At 72.8% G+C, this 24,817-nt stretch carries 25 protein-coding genes; 15 read left to right on the forward strand and 10 right to left on the reverse strand.

What is annotated here, in order from left to right:
* Positions 1 to 55 precede the first annotated feature (55 nt).
* Positions 56 to 1,495 (forward strand): MFS transporter, encoded by a 1,440-nt coding sequence (locus tag ABZ806_RS06610; RefSeq protein WP_500215837.1) that lies wholly within the window; start codon positions 56 to 58, stop codon positions 1,493 to 1,495.
* Here ABZ806_RS06610 and ABZ806_RS06615 read toward each other — a convergent pair.
* The 3 genes from ABZ806_RS06615 to ABZ806_RS06625 form a co-directional block, all read right to left on the reverse strand.
* On the reverse strand, positions 1,476 to 1,571 hold the full coding sequence (locus ABZ806_RS06615) for a VOC family protein (RefSeq protein ID WP_500215838.1): 96 nt from the start codon (positions 1,569 to 1,571) through the stop codon (positions 1,476 to 1,478). The genes ABZ806_RS06610 and ABZ806_RS06615 overlap by 20 nt on opposite strands.
* A 20-nt stretch (positions 1,572 to 1,591) precedes the next feature.
* Positions 1,592 to 2,572 (reverse strand): aldo/keto reductase, encoded by a 981-nt coding sequence (locus ABZ806_RS06620; protein ID WP_500215839.1) that lies wholly within the window; start codon positions 2,570 to 2,572, stop codon positions 1,592 to 1,594.
* Between the two features lie 112 nt (positions 2,573 to 2,684).
* Positions 2,685 to 3,395: a helix-turn-helix transcriptional regulator gene (locus ABZ806_RS06625; protein ID WP_500215840.1), complete on the reverse strand. Its 711-nt coding sequence runs from the start codon at positions 3,393 to 3,395 to the stop codon at positions 2,685 to 2,687.
* 91 nt (positions 3,396 to 3,486) lie between these two features.
* Here ABZ806_RS06625 and ABZ806_RS06630 point away from each other — a divergent pair, with 91 nt between their 5' ends.
* The 3 genes from ABZ806_RS06630 to ABZ806_RS06640 are packed head-to-tail and all read left to right on the forward strand — an operon-like array spanning position 3,487 to position 5,930.
* A complete protein-coding gene (locus ABZ806_RS06630; RefSeq protein WP_500215841.1) occupies positions 3,487 to 4,290 on the forward strand; it encodes an ABC transporter ATP-binding protein in 804 nt (267 codons plus the stop codon).
* A gap of 8 nt (positions 4,291 to 4,298) precedes the next feature.
* Positions 4,299 to 5,060 (forward strand): ABC transporter permease, encoded by a 762-nt coding sequence (locus ABZ806_RS06635; protein WP_500215842.1) that lies wholly within the window; start codon positions 4,299 to 4,301, stop codon positions 5,058 to 5,060.
* A 45-nt stretch (positions 5,061 to 5,105) separates the two neighbouring features.
* Positions 5,106 to 5,930: a MerR family transcriptional regulator gene (locus ABZ806_RS06640; protein WP_500215843.1), complete on the forward strand. Its 825-nt coding sequence runs from the start codon at positions 5,106 to 5,108 to the stop codon at positions 5,928 to 5,930.
* Here the strand turns inward: ABZ806_RS06640 and ABZ806_RS06645 are convergent.
* On the reverse strand, positions 5,908 to 6,858 hold the full coding sequence (locus ABZ806_RS06645) for an alpha/beta fold hydrolase (protein WP_500215844.1): 951 nt from the start codon (positions 6,856 to 6,858) through the stop codon (positions 5,908 to 5,910). The two genes, ABZ806_RS06640 and ABZ806_RS06645, sit on opposite strands and share 23 nt — an antisense overlap.
* A 173-nt stretch (positions 6,859 to 7,031) precedes the next feature.
* On the opposite strand from ABZ806_RS06645, the gene ABZ806_RS06650 reads away from it, so the two are divergent.
* Both ABZ806_RS06650 and ABZ806_RS06655 read left to right on the forward strand, forming a co-directional pair.
* Entirely contained in the window at positions 7,032 to 7,820 is a 789-nt protein-coding gene (locus tag ABZ806_RS06650; protein ID WP_500215845.1) for a 3-hydroxybutyrate dehydrogenase, read from the forward strand.
* 11 nt (positions 7,821 to 7,831) lie between these two features.
* Entirely contained in the window at positions 7,832 to 9,715 is a 1,884-nt protein-coding gene (locus ABZ806_RS06655) for a helix-turn-helix domain-containing protein (protein ID WP_500215846.1), read from the forward strand.
* 67 nt (positions 9,716 to 9,782) lie between these two features.
* Here the strand turns inward: ABZ806_RS06655 and ABZ806_RS06660 are convergent, their stop codons facing one another.
* Genes ABZ806_RS06660 through ABZ806_RS06680 form a run of 5 tightly spaced genes read right to left on the reverse strand, consistent with a single transcriptional unit; the run spans position 9,783 to position 14,389 of the window.
* On the reverse strand, positions 9,783 to 10,772 hold the full coding sequence (locus ABZ806_RS06660) for a branched-chain amino acid ABC transporter permease (RefSeq protein ID WP_500215847.1): 990 nt from the start codon (positions 10,770 to 10,772) through the stop codon (positions 9,783 to 9,785).
* Positions 10,769 to 11,629, reverse strand: a complete 861-nt coding sequence (locus ABZ806_RS06665) for a branched-chain amino acid ABC transporter permease (protein WP_500215848.1) — start codon at positions 11,627 to 11,629, stop codon at positions 10,769 to 10,771. Before ABZ806_RS06665 ends, ABZ806_RS06660 begins: the two co-directional genes overlap by 4 nt.
* A gap of 12 nt (positions 11,630 to 11,641) precedes the next feature.
* The gene (locus ABZ806_RS06670; protein WP_500215849.1) at positions 11,642 to 12,880 is read right to left on the reverse strand and encodes an ABC transporter substrate-binding protein; all 1,239 of its coding nucleotides are present in this window, start codon (positions 12,878 to 12,880) and stop codon (positions 11,642 to 11,644) included.
* 11 nt (positions 12,881 to 12,891) lie between these two features.
* Complete coding sequence (locus ABZ806_RS06675) at positions 12,892 to 13,584, reverse strand: ABC transporter ATP-binding protein (protein WP_500215850.1); 693 nt, start codon at positions 13,582 to 13,584, stop codon at positions 12,892 to 12,894.
* On the reverse strand, positions 13,571 to 14,389 hold the full coding sequence (locus ABZ806_RS06680; RefSeq protein WP_500215851.1) for an ABC transporter ATP-binding protein: 819 nt from the start codon (positions 14,387 to 14,389) through the stop codon (positions 13,571 to 13,573). Before ABZ806_RS06680 ends, ABZ806_RS06675 begins: the two co-directional genes overlap by 14 nt.
* A gap of 262 nt (positions 14,390 to 14,651) precedes the next feature.
* On the opposite strand from ABZ806_RS06680, the gene ABZ806_RS06685 reads away from it, so the two are divergent.
* The gene (locus tag ABZ806_RS06685) at positions 14,652 to 15,974 is read left to right on the forward strand and encodes a 3-hydroxybutyrate oligomer hydrolase family protein (RefSeq protein ID WP_500215852.1); all 1,323 of its coding nucleotides are present in this window, start codon (positions 14,652 to 14,654) and stop codon (positions 15,972 to 15,974) included.
* Between the two features lie 40 nt (positions 15,975 to 16,014).
* Here ABZ806_RS06685 and ABZ806_RS06690 read toward each other — a convergent pair whose 3' ends face one another.
* Positions 16,015 to 17,037, reverse strand: coding sequence for a PHP domain-containing protein (locus tag ABZ806_RS06690; protein WP_500215853.1), 1,023 nt, complete (start codon positions 17,035 to 17,037; stop codon positions 16,015 to 16,017).
* A gap of 84 nt (positions 17,038 to 17,121) precedes the next feature.
* On the opposite strand from ABZ806_RS06690, the gene ABZ806_RS06695 reads away from it, so the two are divergent.
* From ABZ806_RS06695 to ABZ806_RS06730, 8 genes are all read left to right on the forward strand, one after another.
* Positions 17,122 to 18,453, forward strand: coding sequence for a sensor histidine kinase (locus ABZ806_RS06695; protein ID WP_500215854.1), 1,332 nt, complete (start codon positions 17,122 to 17,124; stop codon positions 18,451 to 18,453).
* Entirely contained in the window at positions 18,450 to 19,115 is a 666-nt protein-coding gene (locus ABZ806_RS06700) for a response regulator (RefSeq protein WP_500215855.1), read from the forward strand. The genes ABZ806_RS06695 and ABZ806_RS06700 overlap by 4 nt, the downstream gene beginning before the upstream one ends.
* A gap of 131 nt (positions 19,116 to 19,246) precedes the next feature.
* On the forward strand, positions 19,247 to 20,194 hold the full coding sequence (locus tag ABZ806_RS06705; RefSeq protein WP_500215856.1) for an alpha/beta hydrolase: 948 nt from the start codon (positions 19,247 to 19,249) through the stop codon (positions 20,192 to 20,194).
* Positions 20,195 to 20,276: 82 nt separating this feature from the next.
* Entirely contained in the window at positions 20,277 to 20,441 is a 165-nt protein-coding gene (locus ABZ806_RS06710) for a hypothetical protein (RefSeq protein WP_500215857.1), read from the forward strand.
* Between the two features lie 58 nt (positions 20,442 to 20,499).
* Positions 20,500 to 21,543: an alpha/beta hydrolase gene (locus tag ABZ806_RS06715; protein ID WP_500215858.1), complete on the forward strand. Its 1,044-nt coding sequence runs from the start codon at positions 20,500 to 20,502 to the stop codon at positions 21,541 to 21,543.
* Positions 21,544 to 21,680: 137 nt separating this feature from the next.
* Positions 21,681 to 22,790, forward strand: a complete 1,110-nt coding sequence (locus ABZ806_RS06720) for a PucR family transcriptional regulator (protein ID WP_500215881.1) — start codon at positions 21,681 to 21,683, stop codon at positions 22,788 to 22,790.
* A gap of 98 nt (positions 22,791 to 22,888) precedes the next feature.
* Positions 22,889 to 23,815, forward strand: coding sequence for an ACP S-malonyltransferase (locus ABZ806_RS06725; RefSeq protein ID WP_500215859.1), 927 nt, complete (start codon positions 22,889 to 22,891; stop codon positions 23,813 to 23,815).
* Positions 23,812 to 24,780, forward strand: a complete 969-nt coding sequence (locus tag ABZ806_RS06730; protein ID WP_500215860.1) for a beta-ketoacyl-ACP synthase III — start codon at positions 23,812 to 23,814, stop codon at positions 24,778 to 24,780. Before ABZ806_RS06725 ends, ABZ806_RS06730 begins: the two co-directional genes overlap by 4 nt.
* Positions 24,781 to 24,817 lie beyond the last annotated feature (37 nt).

Here is a 24,817-nt window from a genome sequence, read left to right on the forward strand (position 1 = left end):
CGGGACTAACCCACCTTGGGAAAGTCGCGGCCTGATTGTAGTTGGAGGTGACCCGATGGAGGGCATCGGACGCGGCCGGACGGCGGCGGTGGTGGTACTGCTGCTGGCGTCGTTCATGGACCTGATGGACAGCACGATCGTCAACGTCGCGCTGCCGTCGATCGAGCATTCCCTGCACACCACCGCGGCCCAGCTGGAGTGGGTCGTGTCGGGGTACGTGCTGACCTTCGCCGCGATGCTGATCGCCGGCGGCCGGCTGGGCGACATGCTCGGGCGGCGCACCGTGTTCGCCGCCGGCACGGCCGGGTTCACGCTGGCGTCACTGTGGGCCGGCCTCGCCGGCTCCGGCACCGAACTGGTCGTCGTGCGGCTCGCGCAGGGGCTGTTCGCCGGGGCGATGGTGCCGCAGGTGCTCGGGACCGTCCAGGCCCTGTACGCACCCAGGGAGCGTGCGGGCGTGTACGGGATCGCAGGGGCGGTCACCGGCCTGGCGGCGGTCGCCGGGCCCCTGCTGGGCGGCGCGTTCGTGTCCGGAGACGTGCTCGGCCTCGGCTGGCGGGCGATCTTCCTGGTCAACGTTCCGATCGGCGTCCTCGTGCTGGTCGGTGCCCTCCGCCTGGTCCCGCAGACGAAGACCGATCACCCGCTCTCGCCGGACGTCCTCGGGACGGTGCTCGCCGCCGGCGGCGTCGTGGCCCTCGTCTATCCGCTCATCGAGGGCCGCCAGGCGGGATGGCCCTGGTGGACGGCGGCCCTGTTCGTGCTCGCGCCGGTCCTGCTCGCCGCGTTCGTCGTCCACGAGCGCGCCCGCGCCCGCGGCGGACGCGCCCTCCTGCTGCCGCTCCGCCTGTTCGCCGACCGCGGATTCAGCGCCGGGCTGATCGTGCAGCTCTCCTTCCAGGCCAGCATGATCGGGTTCCTGTTCGTCCTGAGCATCACCGTGCAGTCGGGCTTCGGCTTCAGCGCATGGCAGGCCGGGCTCGTCGTCCTGCCGTTCAGCATCGCGGCGGCGTTCACCAGCGGGGCCGCCGCCGCTCTGGTCGCCAAGGCGGGCCGGACGCTGGTCGCCATGGGGGCACTGCTGCAGGCGGCCGGTGCCGGGTGGTCGATCGCGGCCGTCGCCGGCACCTCCCACCCGACCGTGGCCGGTCTCATCGGGCCGATGGCCGTCGCCGGCGCGGGACTGGGCCTGGTCCTGGTACCGCTGACCGACGTCGTCCTGGCCGCGGTGCCGGTCGACGACGCCGGGTCCGCCTCCGGCACGCTCTCGACCTTCCAGCAGGCCGGCGGGGCACTCGGCATCGCGATCGTCGGGACGGTCTTCTTCGACTCGGCCGCGTCCGGCCGGGAGCTGGGCGGCGCCTTCGGCGTCGCGGCGTGGATCGTGGTCGCCCTCGGCCTGCTCGCCGCCCTCGCCGGCCTCCTGCTCCCCCACGTCCGGCCGGCCGGCGCCGTTCCGAGCGCGGCCGGGGCCGTCAGGCGGAGGGCCGCTTGACGATGCCGAAGCGGTTGCCCGCCGGGTCGTGCACATGGGCGAAGCGGAGGCCGCTCGCGGCGGTCTTCGGGGGCACTGCGATCTCCCCGCCGCGGGTCAGATCCAGGTGGGGAGGGCCTGTTCGGCGTAGCGGGCGCCGTGGCCGCCGGTCGGCAGGATCTCGGCGATGGCGTCCAGGTCGGCCCCGGTCAGGGTCAGATCCGCGGCGGCGGTGTTCTCCTCGACCCGCTTCGGGCTGCGTGTGCCCGGGATGGGGACGATGTCCTCCCCCTGGGCCAGGACCCAGGCCAGCGCCAGCTGGGAGACCGTCGCCTCCTTGGCGGCGGCCAGCTCGGTGAGCCGCCGCACGGCCTCCAGGTTCTTCTCGAAGTTGCCCGGCTGCCAGCGGGGGTCGCCGTTGCGCATGTCGCTCGGGTCGTAGGATCCGGCGGGCTTGGCGGTTCCGGTGATGAAGCCGCGTCCCAGCGGCGAGTACGACACGAACCCGATGCCCAGCTCGCGCAGCACCGGGAACAGCCGCTCCACATCGCGTTCGAACAGCGAGTACTCCGTCTGCAGGACGGAGACCGGCTGGACGGCGTGCGCGCGGCGGATGGTCTGCGGGCCCGCCTCGCTCAACCCGAAGTACTTCACCTTGCCCGCCTCGATCAGCTCCTTGACCGCGCCGGCGACGTCCTCGATCGGGACGGCCGGGTCGACGCGGTGCTGGTACAGCACGTCGAGGTGGTCGACGCCCAGGTGGCGCAGGCTGTTGTCGGCGACCGCGCGGATGTTGTCCGGGCGGCTGTTGAGACCGGAGATCCTCCCGGAGGACAGGTCGAAGCCGAACTTGGTCGCCAGGACCACCTCGTCGCGGAAGTCCCTGACCGCCCGGCCGACCAGGATCTCGTTGGAGCCGGTGCCGAGGCCGTAGAGCTCGGCGGTGTCGAAGAAGGTGACGCCCAGCTCGTAGGCGCGCCGGACGGCGGCGACCCCCTCCTGCTCGTCGCCGGGGCCGTAGGCCATCGTCAGGCCCATCGTGCCGTAGCCGATCGCCGAGGTGACCAGCCCCTGGCGGCCGAGAGTGCGCTGCTGCATGACCAACCCTCCATGAAGGAACCGCAACCACACTATGTGCCCGACCGGATCACCGCCGCCGTCATCCGCGCCGCCAGCGCGCTCACCCCGCCGACACGAGGGGCGCGGCGGCCTAGACGAACTCCAGCGGGCGGACGACGTAGTCGGCGGGGATGTCGTCGTGCATGGCCTCGGTGGAGCGGTCGGGGGCGGTCTCCTCCAGGAGGGCGGCGCGGCGGACGCGGTCGGTGCGGAAGACGCGGCAGCCGCCCCGCATCCGGCACCAGGCGGTCAGGTACCAGCCCTTGCCGGACGCGGTGAACGTGACGGGTTCGACGTCGCGCTCGGTCTCGGTGCCCGTCCGGTCGACGTAGGTGAGCCGGACCACCCGGCGGCTCAGCACGGCCTGCTCCAGCACGGCCGGCACGGACGCCGCCGCGCCGTCGTTCCCGGCGGGCGCCAGGATGCGGATGCGCGCGGCCAGCTCGCGGGCCGACGCGCCGTCGTCCGCCGACATCGCGGCGACGATCTTGTGGAGGGCGGTGCGGGCCGAGCGCGAGTACGGCGAGCCGCCCGCGCGGGACAGGGTGATCGCGACGGCGACGGCCTCGGCGGGGGTGAAGTTCAGCGGCGGCAGCGTGCGGCTCTTGTCCAGGGTGTAGCCGCCGCCCCGGCCGACGTCCGCGAAGATCGGCACGCCGGCCTGCTGGAGCGCGCTGATGTCGCGCTCGATCGTGCGGACGCTCACCTCGTACCGCGCGGCCATCTCGCGTGCGGCGAGGCGGCGCGGCGCGCAGGCGCGCAGCTCCTCCACGAGTGCGTACAGGCGGTCGGTGCGGTTCACGCGCCGACCGTACGCGCCGCCTCCGACATTCCCGCGCCGGACGGCCCCGGCCTTGACCCTGACGCAGCGTCAACCCTCCATGCTGGCCGCCATGACCCTCCCCCCGGCGACCGATCAGGTACAGGGGCCCGCGATCCACGTGCGGGGCCTTGAGAAGTCCTACAAGGAACTGCGCGTGCTGCGCGGCGTGGACCTCGACGTGGAGCGGGGCGAAGTCCTCGCCCTGCTCGGCTCGAACGGCGCGGGCAAGACCACGGCGGTGCGGATCCTGTCCACGCTGCTCAAGGCCGACGCGGGGACGGCCCGGGTCAACGGGTTCGATGTCGCGGCGCAGGCCGCCGACGTGCGCGCGTCCATCAGTCTCACCGGGCAGTTCGCGGCGGTCGACGAGATCCTCAGCGGGCGCGAGAACCTCGTCCTGGTCGCCAGGCTGCGGCATCTCAAGGACCCGGGCGCGATCGCCGACGGCCTGCTGAGCCGCTTCGCGCTGGCCGAGGCGGGCGGCCGGAGGGTCTCGGCGTACTCCGGCGGCATGCGCCGCCGCCTGGACATCGCGATGAGCCTCATCGGGAATCCGCCCGTCGTCTTCCTCGACGAGCCGACGACCGGGCTGGACCCGGAGGCGCGGATCGAGGTGTGGCAGTGCGTCAAGGAGCTCGCCGAGGGCGGCACGACCGTGCTGCTCACCACGCAGTACCTGGACGAGGCCGAACACCTCGCCGACCGGATCGCGATCCTCCACCGGGGCCGGATCATCGTCAACGACACCCTGGACGGGCTCAGACGGCTGCTGCCGCCCGCCAAGGTCGAGTACGTCGAGAAGCAGCCCTCCCTCGAAGACGTCTTCCTCGCGCTCGTCGGCGAGGACCGAGAGCCCCTGCCGGGCAAGGAGTAGAGACGGCCATGGACGCGCACTTCCTCGGCGACACCGCCGTCCTGACGGGGCGGACGATGCGCCACGTCACCCGCAGCCTGGACACCATCATCACGACCGCGATCACGCCGGTCGCCATCATGCTGATGTTCGTCTACGTGTTCGGCGGCGCGATCGACACCGGAACGGTCTCGTACGTGGACTACATGCTTCCCGGGATCCTGCTCATCACCATCGCGTCGGGCATCTCCTACACCGCGCTGCGGCTCTTCACCGACATGCAGAGCGGGATCTTCGAGCGGTTCCAGTCGATGCCGATCGCCCGGTCGGGCGTGCTGTGGGCGCACGTGCTGACCTCGCTGGCCGCCAACGCGATCTCGCTCGCGGCCGTCATCGGCGTCGCCCTCATCGCGGGCTTCCGCTCGGGCGCCGGCGTGGCGGCCTGGCTGGCGGTCGCCGGCATCCTCGTCCTGTTCACCCTCGCACTGACCTGGATCGCCGTCATCCCGGGCCTCACGGCGAAGAGCGTGGACGGCGCGAGCGCGTTCTCCTACCCGCTGGTCTTCCTGCCGTTCGTCAGCTCGGCCTTCGTGCCCACCGGCACCATGCCGGGCCCGGTCCGCGCGTTCGCCGAGCACCAGCCGGTGACCTCCATCGTCGACACGCTCCGCGCCCTGCTCACCGAGCAGCCGGTCGGCACCGGCCTGTGGACCGCGCTCGCCTGGTGCGCCGCCATCCTCGTCGCCGCCTACGTCCTCGCCGGCATCTCCTACCGCCGCAGGATCTCCTGAGCCGGTACGGGCCCGCGTCCGGGCGAGTGGGGGCAGGATCGAAGCATGCTGACGATCGGTCAACTGGCGGCGTACGCCGACGTGACGGTGCGGGCGGTGCGGCACTACCACCAGATCGGGCTGCTGCCCGAACCGGAGCGGGACGCCTCGGGGTACCGGAGGTACGGCGCGACGGCGGTCGTGTCCCTCATCAAGATCCGCACCCTCGCCGACGCCGGCGTGCCGCTGTCCCGGATCGACGATCTGCTGGGGGCCGACGCCGCGACCTTCGCCGAGGCGGTCCGGCGGATCGACGATCGGCTGCGCGACGAGATCGCCCGGCTCCAGACCAGCCGGGAGCACATCGCGCGGCTCGCCGCGGGGGACGGCCTGGTGCTCCCGCCGGAGGTGGTCTCCTATCTCGACCGGCTGCGGGAACTCGGGGTGTCGGAGCGGATGGTGGAGGGCGAGCGGGACGGGTGGATCCTCATGGCGGCCCGCTGGCCCGATCGCGTCCGCGAGCAGATGCCCGGGAAGTTCGCGCTGCTCCGCGACCCGCGGGTCGTCCGCCTCTACCGGGTCCTCTCGGAGCTCGTCGAAGGCGACGCGAGTGACGACCCGCTGCTGGTGGAGGCCGCCGACATCATGGCCGAACTGGCGGAGCAGGCGTCCGCCGCCGGCGAGGCCGACCTCGGCGAGATGGCGGACGAGGACCTGCCGTTCGACCTTCTGGAGGCGCTCGCGGTCGAGTCGGATCCGCGGGCGGTGCGGATGGTGGAGCTGATGCGCGAGCGCGGCTGGAACGGCTGGGTCCGCACGGAGCGGCTGCAGGAGCGCCCTGCCGAGGCCGGCCGCCGGCCCGCCCGGGTCAGAGGGCGCGGAGGAAGGTGAGCATGGCCTCGGTGACCTCGGCGGGGCGTTCCTGCTGGGTCCAGTGGCCGCAGCCGGACAGCCAGACGGTGTCGCGGAGGTTCGGCACGAAATCGGTCATCGAGTCGATCACGTTCCGCGCGCCGACGGCGACGATATCGCGGTCACCGGCGATGTAGAGGGCGGGCGGGCCGATGGGGGCGCGGTGCCAGGCGGCGGTCAGCTCCCAGTTGCGGTCCAGGTTGCGGTACCAGTTGATCGGCCCGGTGAACCCGCTGTCGGCGTACTCCTCGACGTAGGCGGCGATGTCGGCGTCGGTGAGCCAGCCGGGCAGCTTCTCCGGTTCGGGGAGCGTGTCGAGGAACGCGCCGCCCTCGGGTGCGATCAGCGGCGGGGCCGGGCCGTCGCCGGACATCCCGTAGAGCATCCGGCGGAACGTCGCGGCACGGTCGCGGTCCATTTCGGCCTCGGGGGCGTCCGGCTGCTGGAAGCGCACCATGTAGAAGCCGTCGCCGAACAGGCGGCGCATGGACTCGACCGGTGGCCTGCTGGAGCGCGGACGGTGCGGGACCGACATGCCGATCACTCCGCGCACCTTGTCGGGACGCATCTGCGCGACGGCCCACGCGACGGGCGCGCCCCAGTCGTGGCCGGCGACGACGGCCCGGTCGGCGCCGAGCGCGTCGATGAGCCCGACCGCGTCCCCCGCCAGGTGCAGGAGCGAGTACTGGTCGGTCTCCGCCGGGCCGCCGGTCCGGGCGTAGCCGCGCTGGTCGGGGGCGACGGCGTGGAACCCGGCCCCGGCGAGCGCGGCGAGCTGGTGGCGCCAGGAGTACCAGCATTCGGGGAAGCCGTGCAGGAGCAGGACGAGCGGCCCCTCGCCCGCCTCGGCGACGTGCATCCGCAGGCCGCTTTCGGACTGGACGAAACGATGCGTGATCTCGGTCATCGGAACCCCTCGCGGTGGGCGGGACCGTGCGAGGCCAACGCTAGCCCCACCGGTTCCGGTCCGGACGGCGGGACGGCCGAAATTCAGGGATCCCTTCCACCCATACCGTCCGCCGGTGGATTGTGTGCCGGGAACACATGGGAGGGCGGGGTCGCGCTCCGTAGGTTCCTCGCATGACGAGCGTGACACCGCGGCCGGGCGCGGGGACTTCGGGGACGCTGGATCTGTCGGGCCGGCGCGCCCTGGTCACCGGCGGCGCGGGCGGCATCGGCCGGGCCTGCGCGCGGCGGCTGGCGGCGGCGGGCGCCGAGGTGGTGGTGGCCGACCTGGACGGCGCGGCGGCGGAGCGGACGGCGGCCGAGTTCGGCGGCGTCCCGCTGATCGCCGACCTGGCCGACACGGGCGCGATCGACGGGCTGGCGTCCGGCGTCGACATCCTGGTCAACAACGCGGGCATCCAGCATGTGGCGCCCGTCCACGAGTTCCCGCCGGACATGTTCGCGCGGATCCTGCGGCTGATGGTGGAGGCGCCGTTCCGGCTGGTGCGGGACGCGCTGCCCGGCATGTACGAGCGGGGCTGGGGACGCATCGTCAACATCTCCTCCGTGCACGGGCTGCGGGCGTCGCCGTTCAAGGCGGCCTACGTGACGGCCAAGCACGGGCTCGAGGGCCTGTCCAAGGTCGTCGCGCTGGAGGGCGCCGCGCACGGCGTGACGTCCAACTGCGTGAACCCGGCCTACGTCCGGACGCCGCTGGTGGAGACCCAGATAGCCGACCAGGCGCGCGCGCACGGCATGCCCGAGAGCGAGGTCGTCGAGCGGGTGATGCTCGACCACGCGGCCATGAAGCGGCTGATCGAGCCGGACGAGGTCGCCGAACTGGTCGGCTACCTGTGCTCGCCGGCGGCGTCCATGGTGACCGGTGCGTCCCTCGCACTCGACGGCGGCTGGACGGCCCATTGAGAATGGCCCGTATGTCCTGCGGCGTCTTCCTCGAACTGCTGGCCCGCGAGGCCTCCCCCGTCGAGTTCGAGGGGCCCCTCGTCCAGGCGCGGGCGGACGGCGCGCCGCCCGCCGTCCTGGAGGAGCTGGAGGCGGCCAAGCTGGCCGCGCTCCGGGTCCGGACGATCATGCGGCGGCACGCCCGCCGGGAGGCGGAGCTGGCGGCGCTGTTCGACACCGCCGGCGACCTCGCCGGGCTGCGCGACCTCGACGCGGTGCTGGAGGCGATCACCCGCCGCGCCCGGCGGCTGCTGAACGCCGACATCGCCTACCTGACCCTGAACGACGACGAGCACGGCGACACCTACATGCGGGTGACGGACGGGTCGGTGTCGGCGGCGTTCCGGCGGCTGCGGCTGCCGATGGGCACCGGGCTCGTCGGCCTGGTCGCGCAGACGGCCATGCCCTACAACAGCGACCACTACCTGGGCGACGGGCAGTTCCAGCACCGCGGTTACATCGACGACGCGGTCACCGAGGAGGGCCTGGTCGCCATCCTCGGCGTGCCGATGCGGCTGGGCAGCCGCGTCATCGGCGTGCTGACCGCCGCGAACCGCAGCGAGCGCCCGTTCGACCAGGAGGAGGTCGCGCTCCTCGGGTCACTGGCCGCGCACGCCGCGATCGCCATCGACAACGCGCGCCTCCTGGAGGAGACCCGTACCGCCCTGGAGGAGCTGAGCACCGCCAACGAGGAGGTCAAGGCGCGCAGCGCCGCCGTGGAGCGGGCGGCGCGCGCGCACGACCGGATGACCGCCGTCGTGGTCCGCGGCGGCGGCGTGGAGGACGTCGGCGCGATCGTGACGGAACTGCTCGGCGGGACCCTGCACGTGCTCGACGCGGACGGCCGGCAGCTCGCGACGACGGGCGCCGCGTCGCCCGTCCTGGGCGATGACGAACTGGCCGGTGTGGCGGCCTCGGCCCACTCCGCGCGCGCGCAGGGCCGGACGGTCCGGCGCGGCGACCTGTGGATCGCGTCGGTGTCGACCGGCGACGAGATGCTCGGGACGCTCGTCCTGCGCACCGCCGACGAGGTGGACGACGCCGACCAGCGGATCCTGGAGCGTGCCGCGCTCGTCACCGCCCTGCTGCTGCTGTTCCAGCGGAGCGTCACCGAGGCGGAGGGGCGGGTGCGCGGCGAACTGCTCGACGACCTGCTCTCCGGCCGCCGGACGGGCGTGGAGGCGCTGTCGGCCCGCGCGCGGCGTGTGAACGTGGACCTGGCCGGCCCGCACGTCGTGCTGTGCGCGAAGTACGAGTCGCGCGAGCACCGCCAGCGGGCCGCGTTCTGGGCGTCGTCCTACGCCGCCGTGGAGCACGGGCTCGCCGCCGACCGCGCGGAGGAGATCGTGCTGTTCCTGCCGGGCGACCGTCCCGGTGACGCGGCGCGCCGGGTCGCCAGGGAGCTGGGCGCCTCGCTGGGCGGGCCGGCGACGGTCGGCGCCGCCGGTCCCGTGCACGGGCCCGGCGAGGTCGCGGGCGCGCACCGGGAGGCGCAGCGCTGCGCCGACGCCCTGCTGTCCCTCGGCCGCCGCGGCGACGGCGCGGGCGCGGGCGAACTCGGCTTCGTCGGCCTGCTCATCGGGGACGACCGGGACGTGACGGGCTTCCTCGCCAGCGCCCTCGGCCCCGTCCTCGACTACGACGAGCGGCGCGGCACGTCCCTCGTCCAGACCCTCGAGGCGTACTTCGGGACGAGCGGGAGCCTGTCGCGGACGGCGGAGCGCCTGCACATCCACGTGAACACCGTGAGCCAGCGCCTGGACCGCATCGCCCGCCTGCTCGGCGAGGACTGGCAGACGCCGGAACGCGCCCTGGAACTCCAGCTCGCCCTCCGCCTGAACCACCTCTCCCACTGAAAGCGCGCTGAGAAAGCACGGTGTGCCGCCCGCGCAGCGCGGGCGGCACACCGTGTACTCACCTGTTTCAGGCGTGGGCGCCCACCTTTGTTTCGTCCGGCTCGGGTACCGGGCGCCTGCGGGACGTGCGGGCGGCGATGAGGTCGCGCGCCGTGCCCCAGACGCCGCGGCGGAACAGCAGCACGACGATGATGAAGATCGCGCCGGTGATGATCCCGGTCTCCTCGAACCCGGCCGTCGCCAGGTAGTCGTTCAGCTCCACGACCAGGGCCGCGCCGATGGCGCCGCCCCACAGGGTGCCGATGCCGCCGAGGACGACCATCATCACGACCTGGCCCGAGGTCGTCCAGTAGACGCCCTGCAGGGACGCGAAGCCGTGCCCGACGGTGAACAGCCCGCCGGCCAGGCCCGACAAGGCCGCCGACAGGATGAAGGCGAGCAGCTTGTACCGGTCGATGCTGTATCCGAGCGCCCGCGCCCTGTTCGGGTTGTCGCGGATGGACACCAGCACCCGCCCGAACGGTGAGCGGACGATGCGCCAGGCCACGAGCATCCCCAGCAGGACGAACGGCAGGGCCGCGTAGTAGAAGAAGAACGGGTCGGACAGGTCGACTCCGAAGAACTCCCTGGGGATGCCCTGGAGGCCGTTCTCCCCACCTGTCGCGTCCCGCCACTGGTTGGCGACGAAGTAGACCATCTGGGCGAACGCCAGGGTGACCATGGCGAAGTAGATGCCGCGCAGCCGCACCGACAGGAAACCGATCGGAACGGCGAGAGCGCCGGCGAACAGGGCGCCGCCCAGGATGGCCACGAAGAACGGCAGCCCGGAATGCAACGCGATCAGTCCGGTGACGTAGGCGGAACCGCCCCAGAACGCCGCGTGCCCGAACGACAGGAGCCCGGTGAAGCCGAGCAGCAGGTCGACGGCGGCGGCGAACAGCGCCCAGCAGATGATGTCCAGCGCGACCGGCGGGTAGATGAACCACGGCAGGACCAGCGCGACCGCCAGGCCGGCGGCCAGCAGGACCGGCCGTCCGGCGAGCTTCGAGAGGATCACAGTGCCTCCTCGCGTCCGAACAGGCCGGCCGGCCGCCACAGCAGGACGGCGGCCATCAGGATGAACACGAGCGTCTGCGAGAGGGACGGGACGTAGTAGTTGCCGAGGGCCGAGACCAGCCCGACCGCGAACCCGGCGGCGACCGAGCCGAACACCGACCCGAGCCCGCCGATCACGACGACCGCGAAGACCGTGATGATGAGGTCGGAGCCCATCAGCGGGTTGACGGCCCGCATCGGCGCGGCCAGCACCCCGGCGAACGCGGCCAGCGCGATCCCGAAGCCGAACACGGGGGTCACCCACCGTCCGACGTCGATGCCCAGCGCCCGCGACAGCTCCGGCTTCTCGGTCGCCGCCCGGACGATCATCCCGACGCGCGTGCGGGTGAGGATCAGCCACACGGCCCCGCAGACCAGCACCGACACCGCCAGCACGAACACCTGGTAGGCGGGGTAGGTGAACAGGCCCAGGTCGACCGACCCGCCCAGCGCGGACGGGCGCGGATACGGCTGCGACTGCACGCCGTACTGCCGTTTGACCAGGTCCTGCAGGATCAGCGCCAGGCCGAAGGTGAACAGGAAGTTGTAGAGCGGATCCAGCGGCGCCAGCCGGCGGATGAACAGCCGCTCCAGCACGACGCCGACCACGCCCAGCACCACGGGGACGATCGGCAGCGCGAGCCAGAAGTTCAGCCCCAGCGAGTCGAGGGCGACGAACGCCCCGAAGGCACCGAGCATGTAGAACGCGCCGTGCGCGAAGTTGACCACGCCGAGCATCCCGAAGATGACGGCCAGGCCGAGGGCGAGCAGGGCGTAGAACGCCCCGCCCACCAGCCCGTTGAACGCCTGTTGCAGCACGTCAGGCCCGCCTTACAGGTTGCAGGACGCGTCCGGCTGCTGGAACGCCTCCGCCGCCGGGATCGTCTTGACGATCTTCTCGTAGTCCCAGGGCTCCTTGACCTCACTGGACGGCTTCACCTGCGCGATGTAGGCGTCGTGGACGAGCAGGTGGTCCTCGGCCCGGATCGTGCCGGTGGAGGTGAACACGTCGTCGACCTTGTGGCCCTCCATCTGCTTCACCACGTCGTCGGACTTGTCGGTGCCGCCGCGCTGCACGGCCTCCAGGTACTGGAGCGCCGCGGAGTAGTCGCCGGCGTGGACGGCCGTCGGGCGGGTGCCGGTCTTGGCCTTGAACTTGTCGGCCCACGCGCGGTTGCCCGCGTTGGCGTTCCAGTACCAGAAGTCGGTGAAGTACGTCCCCGCCAGCGCGTCCGGGGTGAGGGAGTGGATGTCGGTCAGGAACATGAGCCCGACGGCGAGTCCGACGCCCTTGTCGCGAAGCTTGTACTCGTTGTACTGCTTCACCAGGTTGACGAGGTCACCGCCGGCCTGCATGGCGCCGAGCACCTGCGGCTTGGGGTCGAGGTTGGGCGCCTTCAGCAGGAACGTGGAGAAGTTGTCGTTGGGGAACGGCGTCGGATCGCTCTTCACGACCTTCCCGCCGGCGCCCTTGATGGCGGCCGTGAACGTCTTCTCCATGTCCTGCCCGAACGCGTAGTCGGGGTAGACGATGTACCAGTTCTTGGCGCCGTCCTTGGTGACCTCAGTGCCGGTGCCGTGGGCGAGCATGTAGCTGTTGTAGCCGTAGTGGAAGGTGTACTTGTTGCACTGCTTGCCTTCCAGCTCGGTGGTCGCACCGCCGACGTCGATGAACACCTTCTTCTTGTTCTTCGCGACGGTGGCGACGGCGAGCGCGGCCGAGGACGTCGGGACGTCCACGATCAGGTCGGCCTTCTGCCGGTCGTAGAGCTCCTGCGCCTTGGAGTTGGCGATCTCCGGCTTGTTCTGGTGGTCGGCGGAGACCACTTCGATGTTCTTGGTGACCGCCTTGTCGCCGTACTTGGCCTTGAAGTCGGCGACGGCCATCTTCACCGCCTCCACGGCGTTCTTGCCCGACAGGTCGGCGTACACGCCGGACTGGTCGGTCAGCACCGCCAGGACGATCTTGTCGTCGCTGATCTTGCCCCCGCCCCCGCCGGGTCCGCCCGCGCAGCCGGCCAGCAGCGCTCCGGCGGTCGCGAGCGCGGCCGTGCGTCCGATAGTTCTCATGGGGGTTCTCCCTAGATTCCGAGGTACTGCAGGAGTTCGCTCTCGCGGGCGCGGACCTCGTCGTTGTCCATCGACTCGACGATCCGGCCCTCGGCGAGCAGGTGGTGGCGGTCGGCGACGGTCGCGGCGAAGTGGACGTTCTGCTCGATGAGCAGGACGGTCACCCCGGCCGCCTTGACCTCGCGGAGGATCGCGCCGATCTGCTGGACGATCAGCGGCGACAGGCCCTCGGTCGGCTCGTCGCACAGCAGCAGCCGGGCACCCGTCCGCAGCACCCGGGCCAGGGCGAGCATCTGCTGCTCACCGCCCGACAGCTTCGTCCCGGGAAACCGGCGCCGTTCCCTGAGGCGGGGGAAGGTCTCGTACACGCGGTCCAGCGACCACGGGTCCGAGCCCATGCGCGGCGGAAGCGTCAGGTTCTCCTCCACCGACAGCGTCGCGAAGATCCCCCGGTCGTCCGGGACGTAGCCAAGACCACGGCGGGCACGCTTGTGAGAGCTCATCGCGGAGATGTCCGCGTCCAGGAAATGGATCGTTCCGGACGTCCCCTTGTGGAGCCCCATCAGGGCGCGCAGGAGCGTGGTCTTGCCGGCACCGTTGCGGCCGACGAGCGTGACGATCTCGCCCTCGTCGACGTGCAGGGACACGTCGCGCAGGGCCTGGGCCTCGCCGTACCAGGCGGACAGTCCGTCAATGCGCAGCATCGGAGTCTCCGAGGTAGGCGGTGACGACGCGGGGGTCGTGGCGGATCTCTGCGTAGGGGCCTTCGACGAGGACCTGTCCGTGCTGGAGCACCGTGACCCGGTCGGCGAGGCTGGAGACGACGCTCATGTTGTGCTCGACCAGCACGACCGTCCGTCCGGCGCGCACCTTCTTGACGAGGTCGATCGTCCGGCCGACGTCCTCGACGCCCATACCGGCGGTCGGCTCGTCCAGCAGCAGGACCTTGGGGTCGAGCGCGAGGGCCAGCGCCAGTTCGAGGGCGCGTTTGCGGCCGTAGGCCAGCGCGCCCGCGGTGATGTCCGCGTGGTCGCCCAGCCCGACCTGGCCGAGCAGCTCGGCGGCGCGGCCGGAGTAGCGCCCGAGCGCCCGGTCCGACCGCCAGAACCGCCAGCCGAGCCCGCTGCGCCCGGCCAGCGCCAGCTCCACGTGCTGGCGCGGCGTCAGCTCGGCGAACAGGCTGGTGATCTGGAACGACCTGGCGAGCCCCAGCCGCGCGATCCGCTCCGGGCTCCGGCCCGCCAGCTCGTGCCGGCCCAGCCGGACGCTGCCGACCGTCGGCTTCAGGAACCCGGTGAGCAGGTTGAACAGCGTCGTCTTGCCGGCGCCGTTCGGGCCCACCAGCGCGTGGACGGTACCCTCCCCGATGTCGAGGTCGACGCCGTCCACGGCCCGGAAGCCGCGGAACTCCCGCACCAGCCCCCGTGCTTGGAGCACCGGCACCCCGCGACCCGGGGCCTGGGGAACGGGGGCCTCCGGAACCGGCGCCTCCGGGACGGGACCGCCCATGCGCCCTCCTCACGCTCGTCGTAGGTGACCCGAACCACATCCGGGTCGCCGTGACCGGGAACGCTAGGTCGCGCCCGCGAGGCGAACCATGTGAGCCGCACCCACATTCGGACCCGCCGATACGGGCGTGATCCACATCACGCCCAGGTCACCCCCATCGACACATGCCGGACTTCCCCGATATGTGGACGGGCCACGTGGTCGCGGTCACAGCGGGCACCCACCATGGCGGGCGACCCGACGTCCCTCCCGAGGAGGCGGAATGCCCGTCCGCACCGTCCTGACCACCGCCGCGGCCGTCACCGCGGCGCTCACGGCCGCCGCCACGGTCACCGCGGCGATGGCCGCGCCGGCCCGCGCACACGAGCGCGGGCCCGCCGTGCCGGGCGCGGAGAAGCAGGTGTCGGCCCGCCTGGACGACCTCACGACCGCCGGCACGATCGCGTCCGGGCACACCGTCCCCGCCGACTACGCGGGCCTGCACGCCACCGGAACCCGCAACCCGACCGGCGTCCCCGGAATCCAACTGGACGGCTATTTCCCGGACACCTCCACCGTCAACACCAACAACGGCTGGAACCACGACGCGCAATTCGTCATCCGGCTGCCCGACCACTGGAACGGCGGCCTCGTCGTCGCCGGTTCCCCCGGCAACCGCCGCCAGTACGCCAACGACGTCACCATTTCCGACTGGGCGCTCGGCAAGGGCTACGCCTACGCCGCGACGGACAAGGGCAACAGCGGCCTGGAGTTCTACAAGGACGGCCGCCGCCCCGGCGGCGCCATCGTCGAATGGAACCAGCGCCTGACCCAGCTCACCCGCGCGGCCAAGAAGGTCGCCCGCAAGCACTACGGAAAGTCCCCCCGGCGCACCTTCGCGGCGGGCATCTCCAATGGCGGGTACCTGGTCCGCTGGCAATTGGAGAACCACCCGGAGCTCTACGACGGCGGTATCGACGCCGAGGGCACCCTCTGGCGCGCGGACGGCCCGAACCTGTTCACCTACCTGCCGGCCATCCTGCGCGCCTACCCGTCGTACGCGGCGACCGGCGACCCGTCCGCGCACAAGGCGCTGCTGAAGGCGGGGCTCGCGCCCGGCTCGGAATTCCTCTGGCCGTTCCACGACCAGGTCTACTGGGAGCTCACCCAGCGCATCTACCGCGAGGAATTCGACCCGTCCTACACGGGCTCGGAGGCCGACTACAACTACGCGGACCGCCCGGAGAAGGTGCACCGGGCGGTCGCCCGGATCTCCCTCACGGGCCGAATCGGCAAACCCCTGATCACACTCCAGGGCACCTACGACTCGCTACTGCCGATCAGCACCGACTCCGACGTCTACGCGAAACTCGTCCGCGCCCACGGAAAGGCGCCCTACCGCTATTACCGCCTGGAGGCCGCCAATCACACCGACGGCCTCTACGACACCTACCCGGACCGCCTCCGGCCCCTTCTCCCCTGCATGCGCACGGCCTTCACGGCCCTCGAATCCTGGACGCGGAACGGCACGCCCCCGCCGGAGAGCGCCACGCTCCCCCGCCCCGCGTCCGGCGACCTCGTCAACACCTGCTCCCTCACCTCCTGAAGGGACGGACGGCGCCACGGCACGGCCGTACCTGCGCAGGTCAGGGACGGGTCCAGGCGAGGAGTTCGGCGGCCGGGAGCGCGTTGACGAGCCGGGACGCCACAACCCCGCACCGGGCGGCCCGCTCGCAGCCGAAGTGCTGCCAGTCGAGCTGGCCCGGTGCGTGGGCGTCGGAGTCGATCGAGAAGCGGCAGCCGGCCTCGGCCGCGAGGCGCAGCAGGCGCTTGGGCGGGTCGAGGCGCTCCGGGCGGGAGTTGATCTCGACGGCGACGTCGTAGGCGGCGCAGGCGTCGAAGACGAGGGCGGCGTCGAACTCCGACTCGGGGCGCAGCCCGCCGCGCCTGCCGCCCGCCTTCACGATCCGTCCGGTGCAGTGCCCGAGGATGTTCACGCGCGGGTTCGCGATCGCGGCGACCATGCGCCGCGTCATGGCGACGCGGTCCATGCGCAGCTTGGAGTGGACGCTCGCGACGACGACGTCGAGGCGTTCGAGCAGGTCGGGGTCCTGGTCGAGGGTGCCGTCGTCCAGGATGTCGACCTCGATGCCGGTGAGGATCCGGAACGGCGCCAGCTCGGTGTTCAGCTCGGCGACCGCGTCGAGCTGGCGGCGCAGGCGGTCGGCGGACAGGCCGTTCGCCACCGTCAGGCGCGGTGAGTGGTCGGTCAGCGCGAGGTACTCGTGGCCGAGGCCGCGGGCGGTCTCGGCCATCTCCCGGATGGGCGAGCCGCCGTCCGACCAGTCGCTGTGGGTGTGGAGGTCGCCCCTGAGCGCGGCGCGCAGCGCGGCCGTGGACGCGTCCAGCGGCTCGCCCTCGGTCGCCTCCAGGCGCCGCAGGTAGACGGGGGTCTCGCCGCGCAGCGCCTCCTCGATCACCAGCGCGGTGACCTTGCCGATGCCGGGCAGCGCGGTCAGCGTCCCGGCGCGGGCCCGGTCGGCGAGCTCGTCCGGGGGCGTCCGCTCGGCGAGGTCCGCGGCCGTGCGGAAGGCCCGGACGCGGTAGGTCGGCTCGTGGGCGCGCTCCAGCAGGAACGCGATGCGGCGCAGCGCTTCGACGGGCTCCACGCAGCGCACCGTACCCAGGTATGACGGGACGTGTCCCACCACGGTCCCATCCGCCCTGCCCGCCGGGTCTCTAGCCTGGTCGTCATGGCGGGGGACACGACCGGGGACGGGAACCAGGACAAGACCGACGAGCCGAACCTGCTGCGCGCGGTGCTGCGGGACGGGATCCTGGCCGCCGTCGCGACCGGCCGGGCCGAGCCCGCGCCGCCACTCGACCGGCCCTGGCCTGCGGGGCTGCGCTGGACCCGGTTCCTCGGCATCGGGCGGCTGCCGTTCGGGCTGGTCGTGACCCTGTTCTGGTCCCTCCTCACGCTGCTGATCATCGGCGGGACCAGCTCGATGCTGAAGGAGCCCGTCCGCTCCGATGCCGCGGGGTACCCCGGGGACGGCACGGCCCTGCTGATCGCGGTCCTGGTGACCGCGCCGCTCGCCCTGCGCGACCGGTACCCGCTCGCGGCCTGGCGGATGAGCTTCGCCGGGCTGGCGGTGCTCGCGGTGAGCCCGTGGCCGCCCGGCATCGAGTACACCGAGGGCGGCGCCTTCGCCGCGCTCATGTGCCTGTTCACCGTGACGGTGCGCTGCTCGCGGAACGTCACCCTGGGCGTCGCGGCCCTGTCCCTCGCCGGCGTGTGGATCAAGGACGCGGACTCGGCGCCCGGTGCGTCGGTGCTGGTCCTGGTGCCGCTGGCGGTCGGCTACGCCGTCCGGGTCCGGCGGACGGCGCAGCGGGAGCTGGCCGAGCAGGCCAAGCGGCACCAGGACGCCGAGGCGGTGCTGACCGAGCGGCAGCGGATCGCGCGGGAGCTGCACGACGTCGTCGCCCACCACATGTCGATGATCGCGATCCAGGCGGAGGCGGCCCCCTACAAGGTGGACGCCATGCCGGCGGAGACCCGGCTCGACCTCGCCGAGATCCGCGCGACCGCGCTGGACGCGCTGACCGAGCTGCGCCGCGTCCTCGGCGTGCTGCGCGCGGAGGACGGCGCCGAGATCGCGCCGCAGCCGAGCCTCGCGCGGCTGGACGAGCTGATCGGCAACGCGCGCGGCGCGGGCCTGCGGGTCGGGACGCGGCTGGACGGCGACCTCGCCGGGCTGCCGCCGGGCGTCGGCCTCACCGCGTACCGGATCCTGCAGGAGGCGCTCAGCAACGCGATGCGGCATGCGCCTGGTTCGCAGGTGGAGGTCCAGGTTTCCCGGGATGCCGGGGAGGATGGCATCGTATGGCTCGGCGTGGTCAACGGCCCGCCCGGCGGCGGGCAGGTGCCGCGCCCCCCGCTGCCGGGCGGGGGCCACGGGCTGCTCGGTATGCGGGAGCGGGCCGCCGCGCTGGGCGGTGAGCTGACCGCCCGTCCGACGTCCGAGGGAGGGTTCGCCGTGACCGCCACGCTGCCGGTCAGTGCGCGGGAGACGGCATGACGATCCGGGTGGTGATCGTCGACGACCAGGGCATGGTGCGCGCCGGGTTCGGCGTGCTGCTGAACGCGCAGCCGGACATCGAGGTCGTCGGCGAGGCCGTCAACGGCGAGGAGGGCGTGCGCCGCGTCGCCGAGCTGCGTCCCGACGTGGTGCTGATGGACGTCCGCATGCCCGTGCTGGACGGCCTGGAGGCGACCCGCCGCATCCTCGGCGGCACCGGCGAGGGCGCCCCGCGGATCCTCATGCTGACCACGTTCGACCTGGACGACTACGTGTACGCGGCGCTGCGTGCGGGGGCCAGCGGGTTCCTGCTGAAGGACGCGTCCGCGACCGAACTGGCCGACGCGGTCCGGATCGTCGCGGCGGGCGACGCGCTGCTGTCGCCGTCGGTCACCCGCCGGCTGATCGCGGAGTTCTCCCGGCTCGGCGGGCCGCGCGCGCCGTCCCGCAAGCGGCTCGGCGAGCTGACCGAGCGGGAGACGGAGGTCCTGACGCTGGTGGCGCGGGGGCTGTCCAACGGGGAGATCGCCGGGAAGCTCGTCGTCGCCGAGCAGACCGTGAAGACCCATTTCGGGCGGATCCTGATGAAGCTCGGCCTCCGCGACCGGCCGCAGGCGATCGTCTACGCCTACGAGGTGGGCCTGGTCCGCCCCGGCGACTGATACCTGCGCGCGAGACGTCCACCCCAGGTCGCACCTCGCGAGTTCACTCCGCCGGTTGATCTCCGATACATCGTTCGGTCTCTAGCGTCCTGATCAGTGCCGCAACCCACTGACCAGGAAGGACGTGCCGGATGCCGCGTGCCCGCACGACAGTCGCCGCCGTCTCGCTGCTCGCGGTCGGCGCCGCCGCCCCGGCGGCGGGGGCCGCCGAACCGTACGCCGCCCCGGCGGCCGTGCCCGCGCTGTCGTCCACGACCCTCGACGCCCACTACCAGGCCGCCGGGCAGGAGATCGGCCGGGCACTGGCCACCGCGGAACGCCTCCACGACGAGGACCGCACGGCGACGCTGTCCGCGTTCCTGGCTCCGGCCAGACGGTTCCTAGCGTTCGACCCGCGCGGCAATGGACGGGCCGTCGAAGTCATCGGCGACCTGGAGCACGCCGACCGGATCGCCGTCGTCGTGCCCGGCGCGGACAACACGCTGGCCAACTACGACGCGCCCAAGTTCGCCGGCGGCGGCGGCCACGCCCTCTACCTGGAGGCGCGGAACGACGCGCCCCGCTCCCGCTTCGCCGTGATCGCCTGGCTCGGCTACGACTCGCCCTCGACGCTGAGCGCCTCCGTCCTGACGGACGGCAAGGCCGAGGACGGCGCCCGCAGCCTCGCGCGTCTCCTCGCCGGCGTCCACCGGGTGAACGGACACGCCCGGTTCGCCCTGCTCTGCCACAGCTACGGCTCGGTGGTCTGCGCGAAGGCCGCCCCGCGCCTCGCTCCCCTGCCGGTGGACGACATCGCCCTCTTCGGCAGTCCCGGAACCACCAAGGACAAGGCCGCCGATCTCGGGACGTCCGCGCGCGTCTGGGCGGGACGCTCGAAGGGCGACTGGACGAGGTTCGTCCCGAAAGTCAGCTTCGGCGGTGTGGGTTTCGGCACCGACCCCGTCTCCCCCGGCTTCGGCGCCCTCCGCTTCGACGCGGGGACGGGCCCGCACAGCGCCTACCTCAAGCCCGGCACCCGCGCGCTCCGCAACCTCTCCCTGATCGCCCTCGGCCGCACCGCGGAGGTCTCCCGCGCTTGACACAAAACCCCGGGAAACACGGGAGAGCGGCCCTCGACTCGGGGCTCCTCCCGCCCGCGACCACGCGGCGGATGCGCCGCGCGTGCTCGCGATCCTCGGCGTCGTCCTCGGCCACCGGCTCGTCATGACCGCTGTGGCACTGCTCACGTTGGGTAGCCTGCAGGGGGTGCCCACCGCACCCGGCCGGCCGGAATGGATCATGAGCGCCTTCCGCGGCCGGCCGTCTGCGCGGCCGCGCCGACCGTGATCACGGTCGTGGCGGGCCGCTTCGAACGCGGGCCGCGCCGGCCACGCAGAGATCTTGGGTGGTCGAGATACGCAGGGTCCCGCCGCAGCATGCGATGCCGGAGACGCCCGCCGGGCGGCAGCGCTCCCGGCGGGCGCGGCGGCTCCTCGCCGGCGCCGCGTCCATCGGTGTGATCATGCTCACGACGGCCGGGACCGGGCACGCCGACCCCTACGCCGCGCCCGTCGCCGTCCCCTCGCTGGCGCCCTCGACACTGGACGCCCGCTACACCGCCGAACGCCAGGCCATCGAGCAGGCCCTGCGGACGGCGCAGGACGTCGGCGACACCGACCGCGGCAAGGCGCTCGGCGCGTTCCTCCAGCCCGGACGCCGCTTCCTCTACTTCGACCCGCGCGGGGGCGGGCGGGCCATCGAGGCCGTCGGCGACATCACCAGGGCGCGGCGGGTCGCGGTACTCGTCCCGGGCGCGGACACCACGCTGTCCGCGTTCGACAGGCGGGGCGGCAAACCGTGGTCGACGCCGGGCGGCGGCGCGCGCGCCGTCTACGCGCAGGCCCGATCCATGTCACCCAGCCCCGGGCTGGCCCTCGTCGCCTGGCTCGGATACGCGGCGCCCAAGACGTTCAGCAGCGACGTGCTCACCGACGGCAGGGCCTCCGAGGGCGCCGGGAGGCTGCGCCACTTCCTGAAGGGCCTGCACCGGGTCAACCCCGACGCGAGCGTGGGCCTGCTGTGCCACAGCTACGGCTCGGTGGTGTGCGGCCGTGCGGCGTTGGACGGCCCCGACAGCGCGGCCTGGCGCCAGGTCACCGACATCGCCCTCTACGGCAGTCCGGGAACGACGGCCTGGTCGGCGGCCGAGCTCGGCGGCACGGCCCGCATCTGGGCGGGACGAGGGGCGACCGACTGGATGGAGGACGTCCCCCACGTGCGCATCTTCGGGCTCGGGCTCGGCCCCGACCCGGTCTCCCCGGAATTCGGCGCGCGGGTGTTCGACGCCGGGTCCGGCGGCCACAGCGACTACCTCGCCCCCGGCTCGACGTCCCTGCGCAACCTCACCGACATCGCCCTCGGCCACCCGTCCGAGGTGACCCGCGGCTGACCCGCCGCCGGCGCGCGACCGGCCCGGATCGCCCGCTCGGGGCCGGGTCACGGGCGAGGTGGTGGCACCCTGGGGTGGTGGACACCGTGAACGAGGCCGAAATCCGCGACCGGACCACCCAGCGCCTGGAGAAGGCGATGGGGACGTTCGGCACCGCGGCCCTGACCAGCATGGAGGAGCAGCTCCCCTGGTTCCGGCGCATGCCGGCCGACCAGCGCTCCTGGATCGGCCTCGTCGCGCAGGCGGGCATCGCCGCGTTCGTCGAATGGTTCAAGAACAACGAGAAGACGCGCCCGGCCATCGCCGGCGAGGTGTTCGGCACCGCGCCCCGCGAGCTGCTGCGCTCCATCAAGCTGCACCACACCATCGACATGATCCGCGTCATCATCGAGGTGGTGGAGACCCGGCTGGACGAGCTCGCCGCGCCCGGCGGCGAGTCCCAGCTCCGCGAGGCCATCCTCCGCTACACGCGGGACGTGGCGTTCGGCGCCGCCCAGGTCTACGCGCGCGCCGCCGAGACCCGCGCCGCCTGGGACGCCCGGTTGGAGGCCCTCGTCGTCAACGCGGTCCTGCGCGGCGAGGTCGACGACGGCATGCACTCCTGGGCCGCCGCCCTCGGCTGGACGTCCAAGCCCGTCACCGTCATCGCCGGGCTCACCCCGGAGGACGAGGAGCCCGAGGTCACCATCGACCAGATGCAGCTGGCGGCGCGCCGCGCGCGCGCCGACGTGCTGGCCGGCGTCCAGGGCCGCCGCGTCATCGTCATCGTGGGCGGTGACACCGACCCCATGGAGGCGGCCCGCCCCATCGCCGCCAAGTGCGGACCGGGCCCCGTCGTCGTCGGCCCGCAGGTCCCCGACCTGTACGACTCCACCCACTCCGCGCAGGCCGCCGTCGCCGGGCTGCGCGCCGCCACCGGGTGGCCGGACGCACCCCGTCCCGTCCAGGCGACCGAGCTGCTGCCCGAACGGGCCCTGGACGGCGACGGCGACGCGCGCCGCTACCTGGTCGACAACGTCTACAACCCCATGCTCGCCGCGGGCGCGCCGCTCCTCGACACGCTCACCACCTACCTGGAGCAGGGATCGTCGCTGGAGGCCACCGCGCGGCTGCTGTTCGTCCACCCGAACACCGTCCGGTACCGGCTGCGCAGAGTCACCGAGCTGACCGGCCTCGCGCCCACCGACGGCCGCAACGCCTTCACCCTCCGCATCGCGCTCGTGCTGGGCCGCTTCGAGAAGCGCTGACCCCTACAGGGTCTTGTAGGGGTCGTACAAAGGCCGCTCACCAAAGTTCGTGCTGATCGGTATCGAGGTCGCCGGGCATTGACGGAATGCTGGACGCTGTGATTCTCCTCGCATCGCCCGGCCAGGGCGCCCAGACCCCCGGCTTCCTGCAGCCATGGCTAGAGATACCCGGAGTCGCCGACCGTCTCGCGTGGTGGTCGGCCGTCACCGGGCTGGACCTGGTCAGGTACGGGACCGAGGCGGACGCCGAGGAGATCCGCGACACCGCGGTGGCGCAGCCGCTGCTGGTCGCCGCCGCGCTCGCCGCCTACGAGGTGCTGTACGAGGACGCCCCGCAGGACGCCGTCCCGGACGCGGTCGCGGGGCACAGCGTCGGTGAGCTGGCCGCCGCTTCGATCGCCGGGGTGCTGTCGCCGGAGGCCGCGCTGGTGCTCGTCCGGGAGCGGGGCCGGGCGATGGCCGAGGCCGCCGCCGTCACCGAGACCGGGATGACCGCCGTGCTCGGCGGCGACGCCGACGAGGTCCTCGCCTCGATCGACAAGCACGGGCTCACCCCCGCGAACGTCAACGGCGCCGGCCAGATCGTCGCCGCCGGGACGATGGAGCAGCTCGCGAAGTTCGCCGACGAGCCGCCCGCCAAGGCGCGGCTGCGGCCGCTGTCGGTCGCGGGCGCGTTCCACACCGAGCACATGGAGCCCGCCGTCGCGACGCTCCGCCGGCTCGCGCCCGGCGCGCCCGTCGCCGACCCGCGCACCACGCTGCTGCAGAACCGCGACGGCGCCGTCGTCGCCGCCGGGCGCGACTTCGTGGCGCGGCTCGTCGACCAGGTCAGCGCGCCCGTCCGCTGGGACGCGTGCATGAACACGATGCGGGACCTCGGCGTCACCGCGATCATCGAGCTGCCGCCCGCCGGGACGCTCACCGGCCTCGCCCGCCGCGAGCTGAAGGGCATCGAGCTCGTCGCCCTCAAGACCCCCGCCGACCTGGACAAGGCCCGCGAGCTGATCAAGGCGGACGCGTCATGACCGCCGCGCTGCAGATCCCCCAGGCCACCGCCGGAACCCGCGTCCTGGCGTTCGGCGACTACCGGCCGGCCCGCGTCGTCACCAACGACGAGCTGACCGAGACCGTCGACACCAACGACGAGTGGATCCGCAGCCGCGTCGGCATCGCCGAGCGGCGCATCGCCGGCGACGACGAGGGCATCGTCGAGCTGGGCGTCCACGCGGGCGAGAAGGCGATCGCGCGCAGCGGCCTCGCCCCGTCCGACATCGACCTCGTGATCCTCGCGACCTGCTCGGCGGAGTCGCCGATGCCGAGCCACGCCGCGCTCGTCGCGCACCGCCTCGGCATCGAGGCACCCGGCGCGTTCGACCTCAACGCCGCGTGCGCCGGGTTCTGCTACGCGCTCGCCACCGCCAGCGCCGCCGTCCAGGCCGGCAGCGCCCGCAACGTGCTGGTCATCGGCTCGGAGAAGATGTCCCAGTGGATCGACTGGACCGACCGCTCCACCTGCATCATCTTCGCGGACGGTGCGGGCGCGGCGGTCGTCACGGGCAGCGACTCGCCCGGCATCGGCCCGGTGGTGTGGGGCAGCGCCGGGGACAAGTACGACAAGATCATCATCGATGACCGGCACTCGTTCATCCGGCAGGAGGGGCAGGCGGTGTTCCGCTGGGCCACCACCGCCATCGCGCCGATCGCGCTGCAGGCGTGCGAGCGCGCCGGCGTCAAGCCCGAGGACCTCGCCGCGATCGTCCCGCACCAGGCGAACCTGCGCATCATCGAGGCCATCGCGCGCAAGGTGAAGGCCACCAACGCCGTCGTCGCCGACGACATCGTGCACTCGGGCAACACCTCCGGCGCCTCGATCCCGATGGCGATGTCCCGCCTGATCGAACGCGGCGCCGTTCCGTCCGGTGCCCCGGCCCTGCTGGTCGGATTCGGTGCCGGACTGTCCTACGCTGCCCAAGTCATCCAGATCCCGTAGGCCGTCACGCCTCTCGCAGGCTCTGGACCAACCCACC

This window comes from Spirillospora sp. NPDC047418 (assembly GCF_040643275.1).
GTDB lineage: Bacteria > Actinomycetota > Actinomycetes > Streptosporangiales > Streptosporangiaceae > Spirillospora.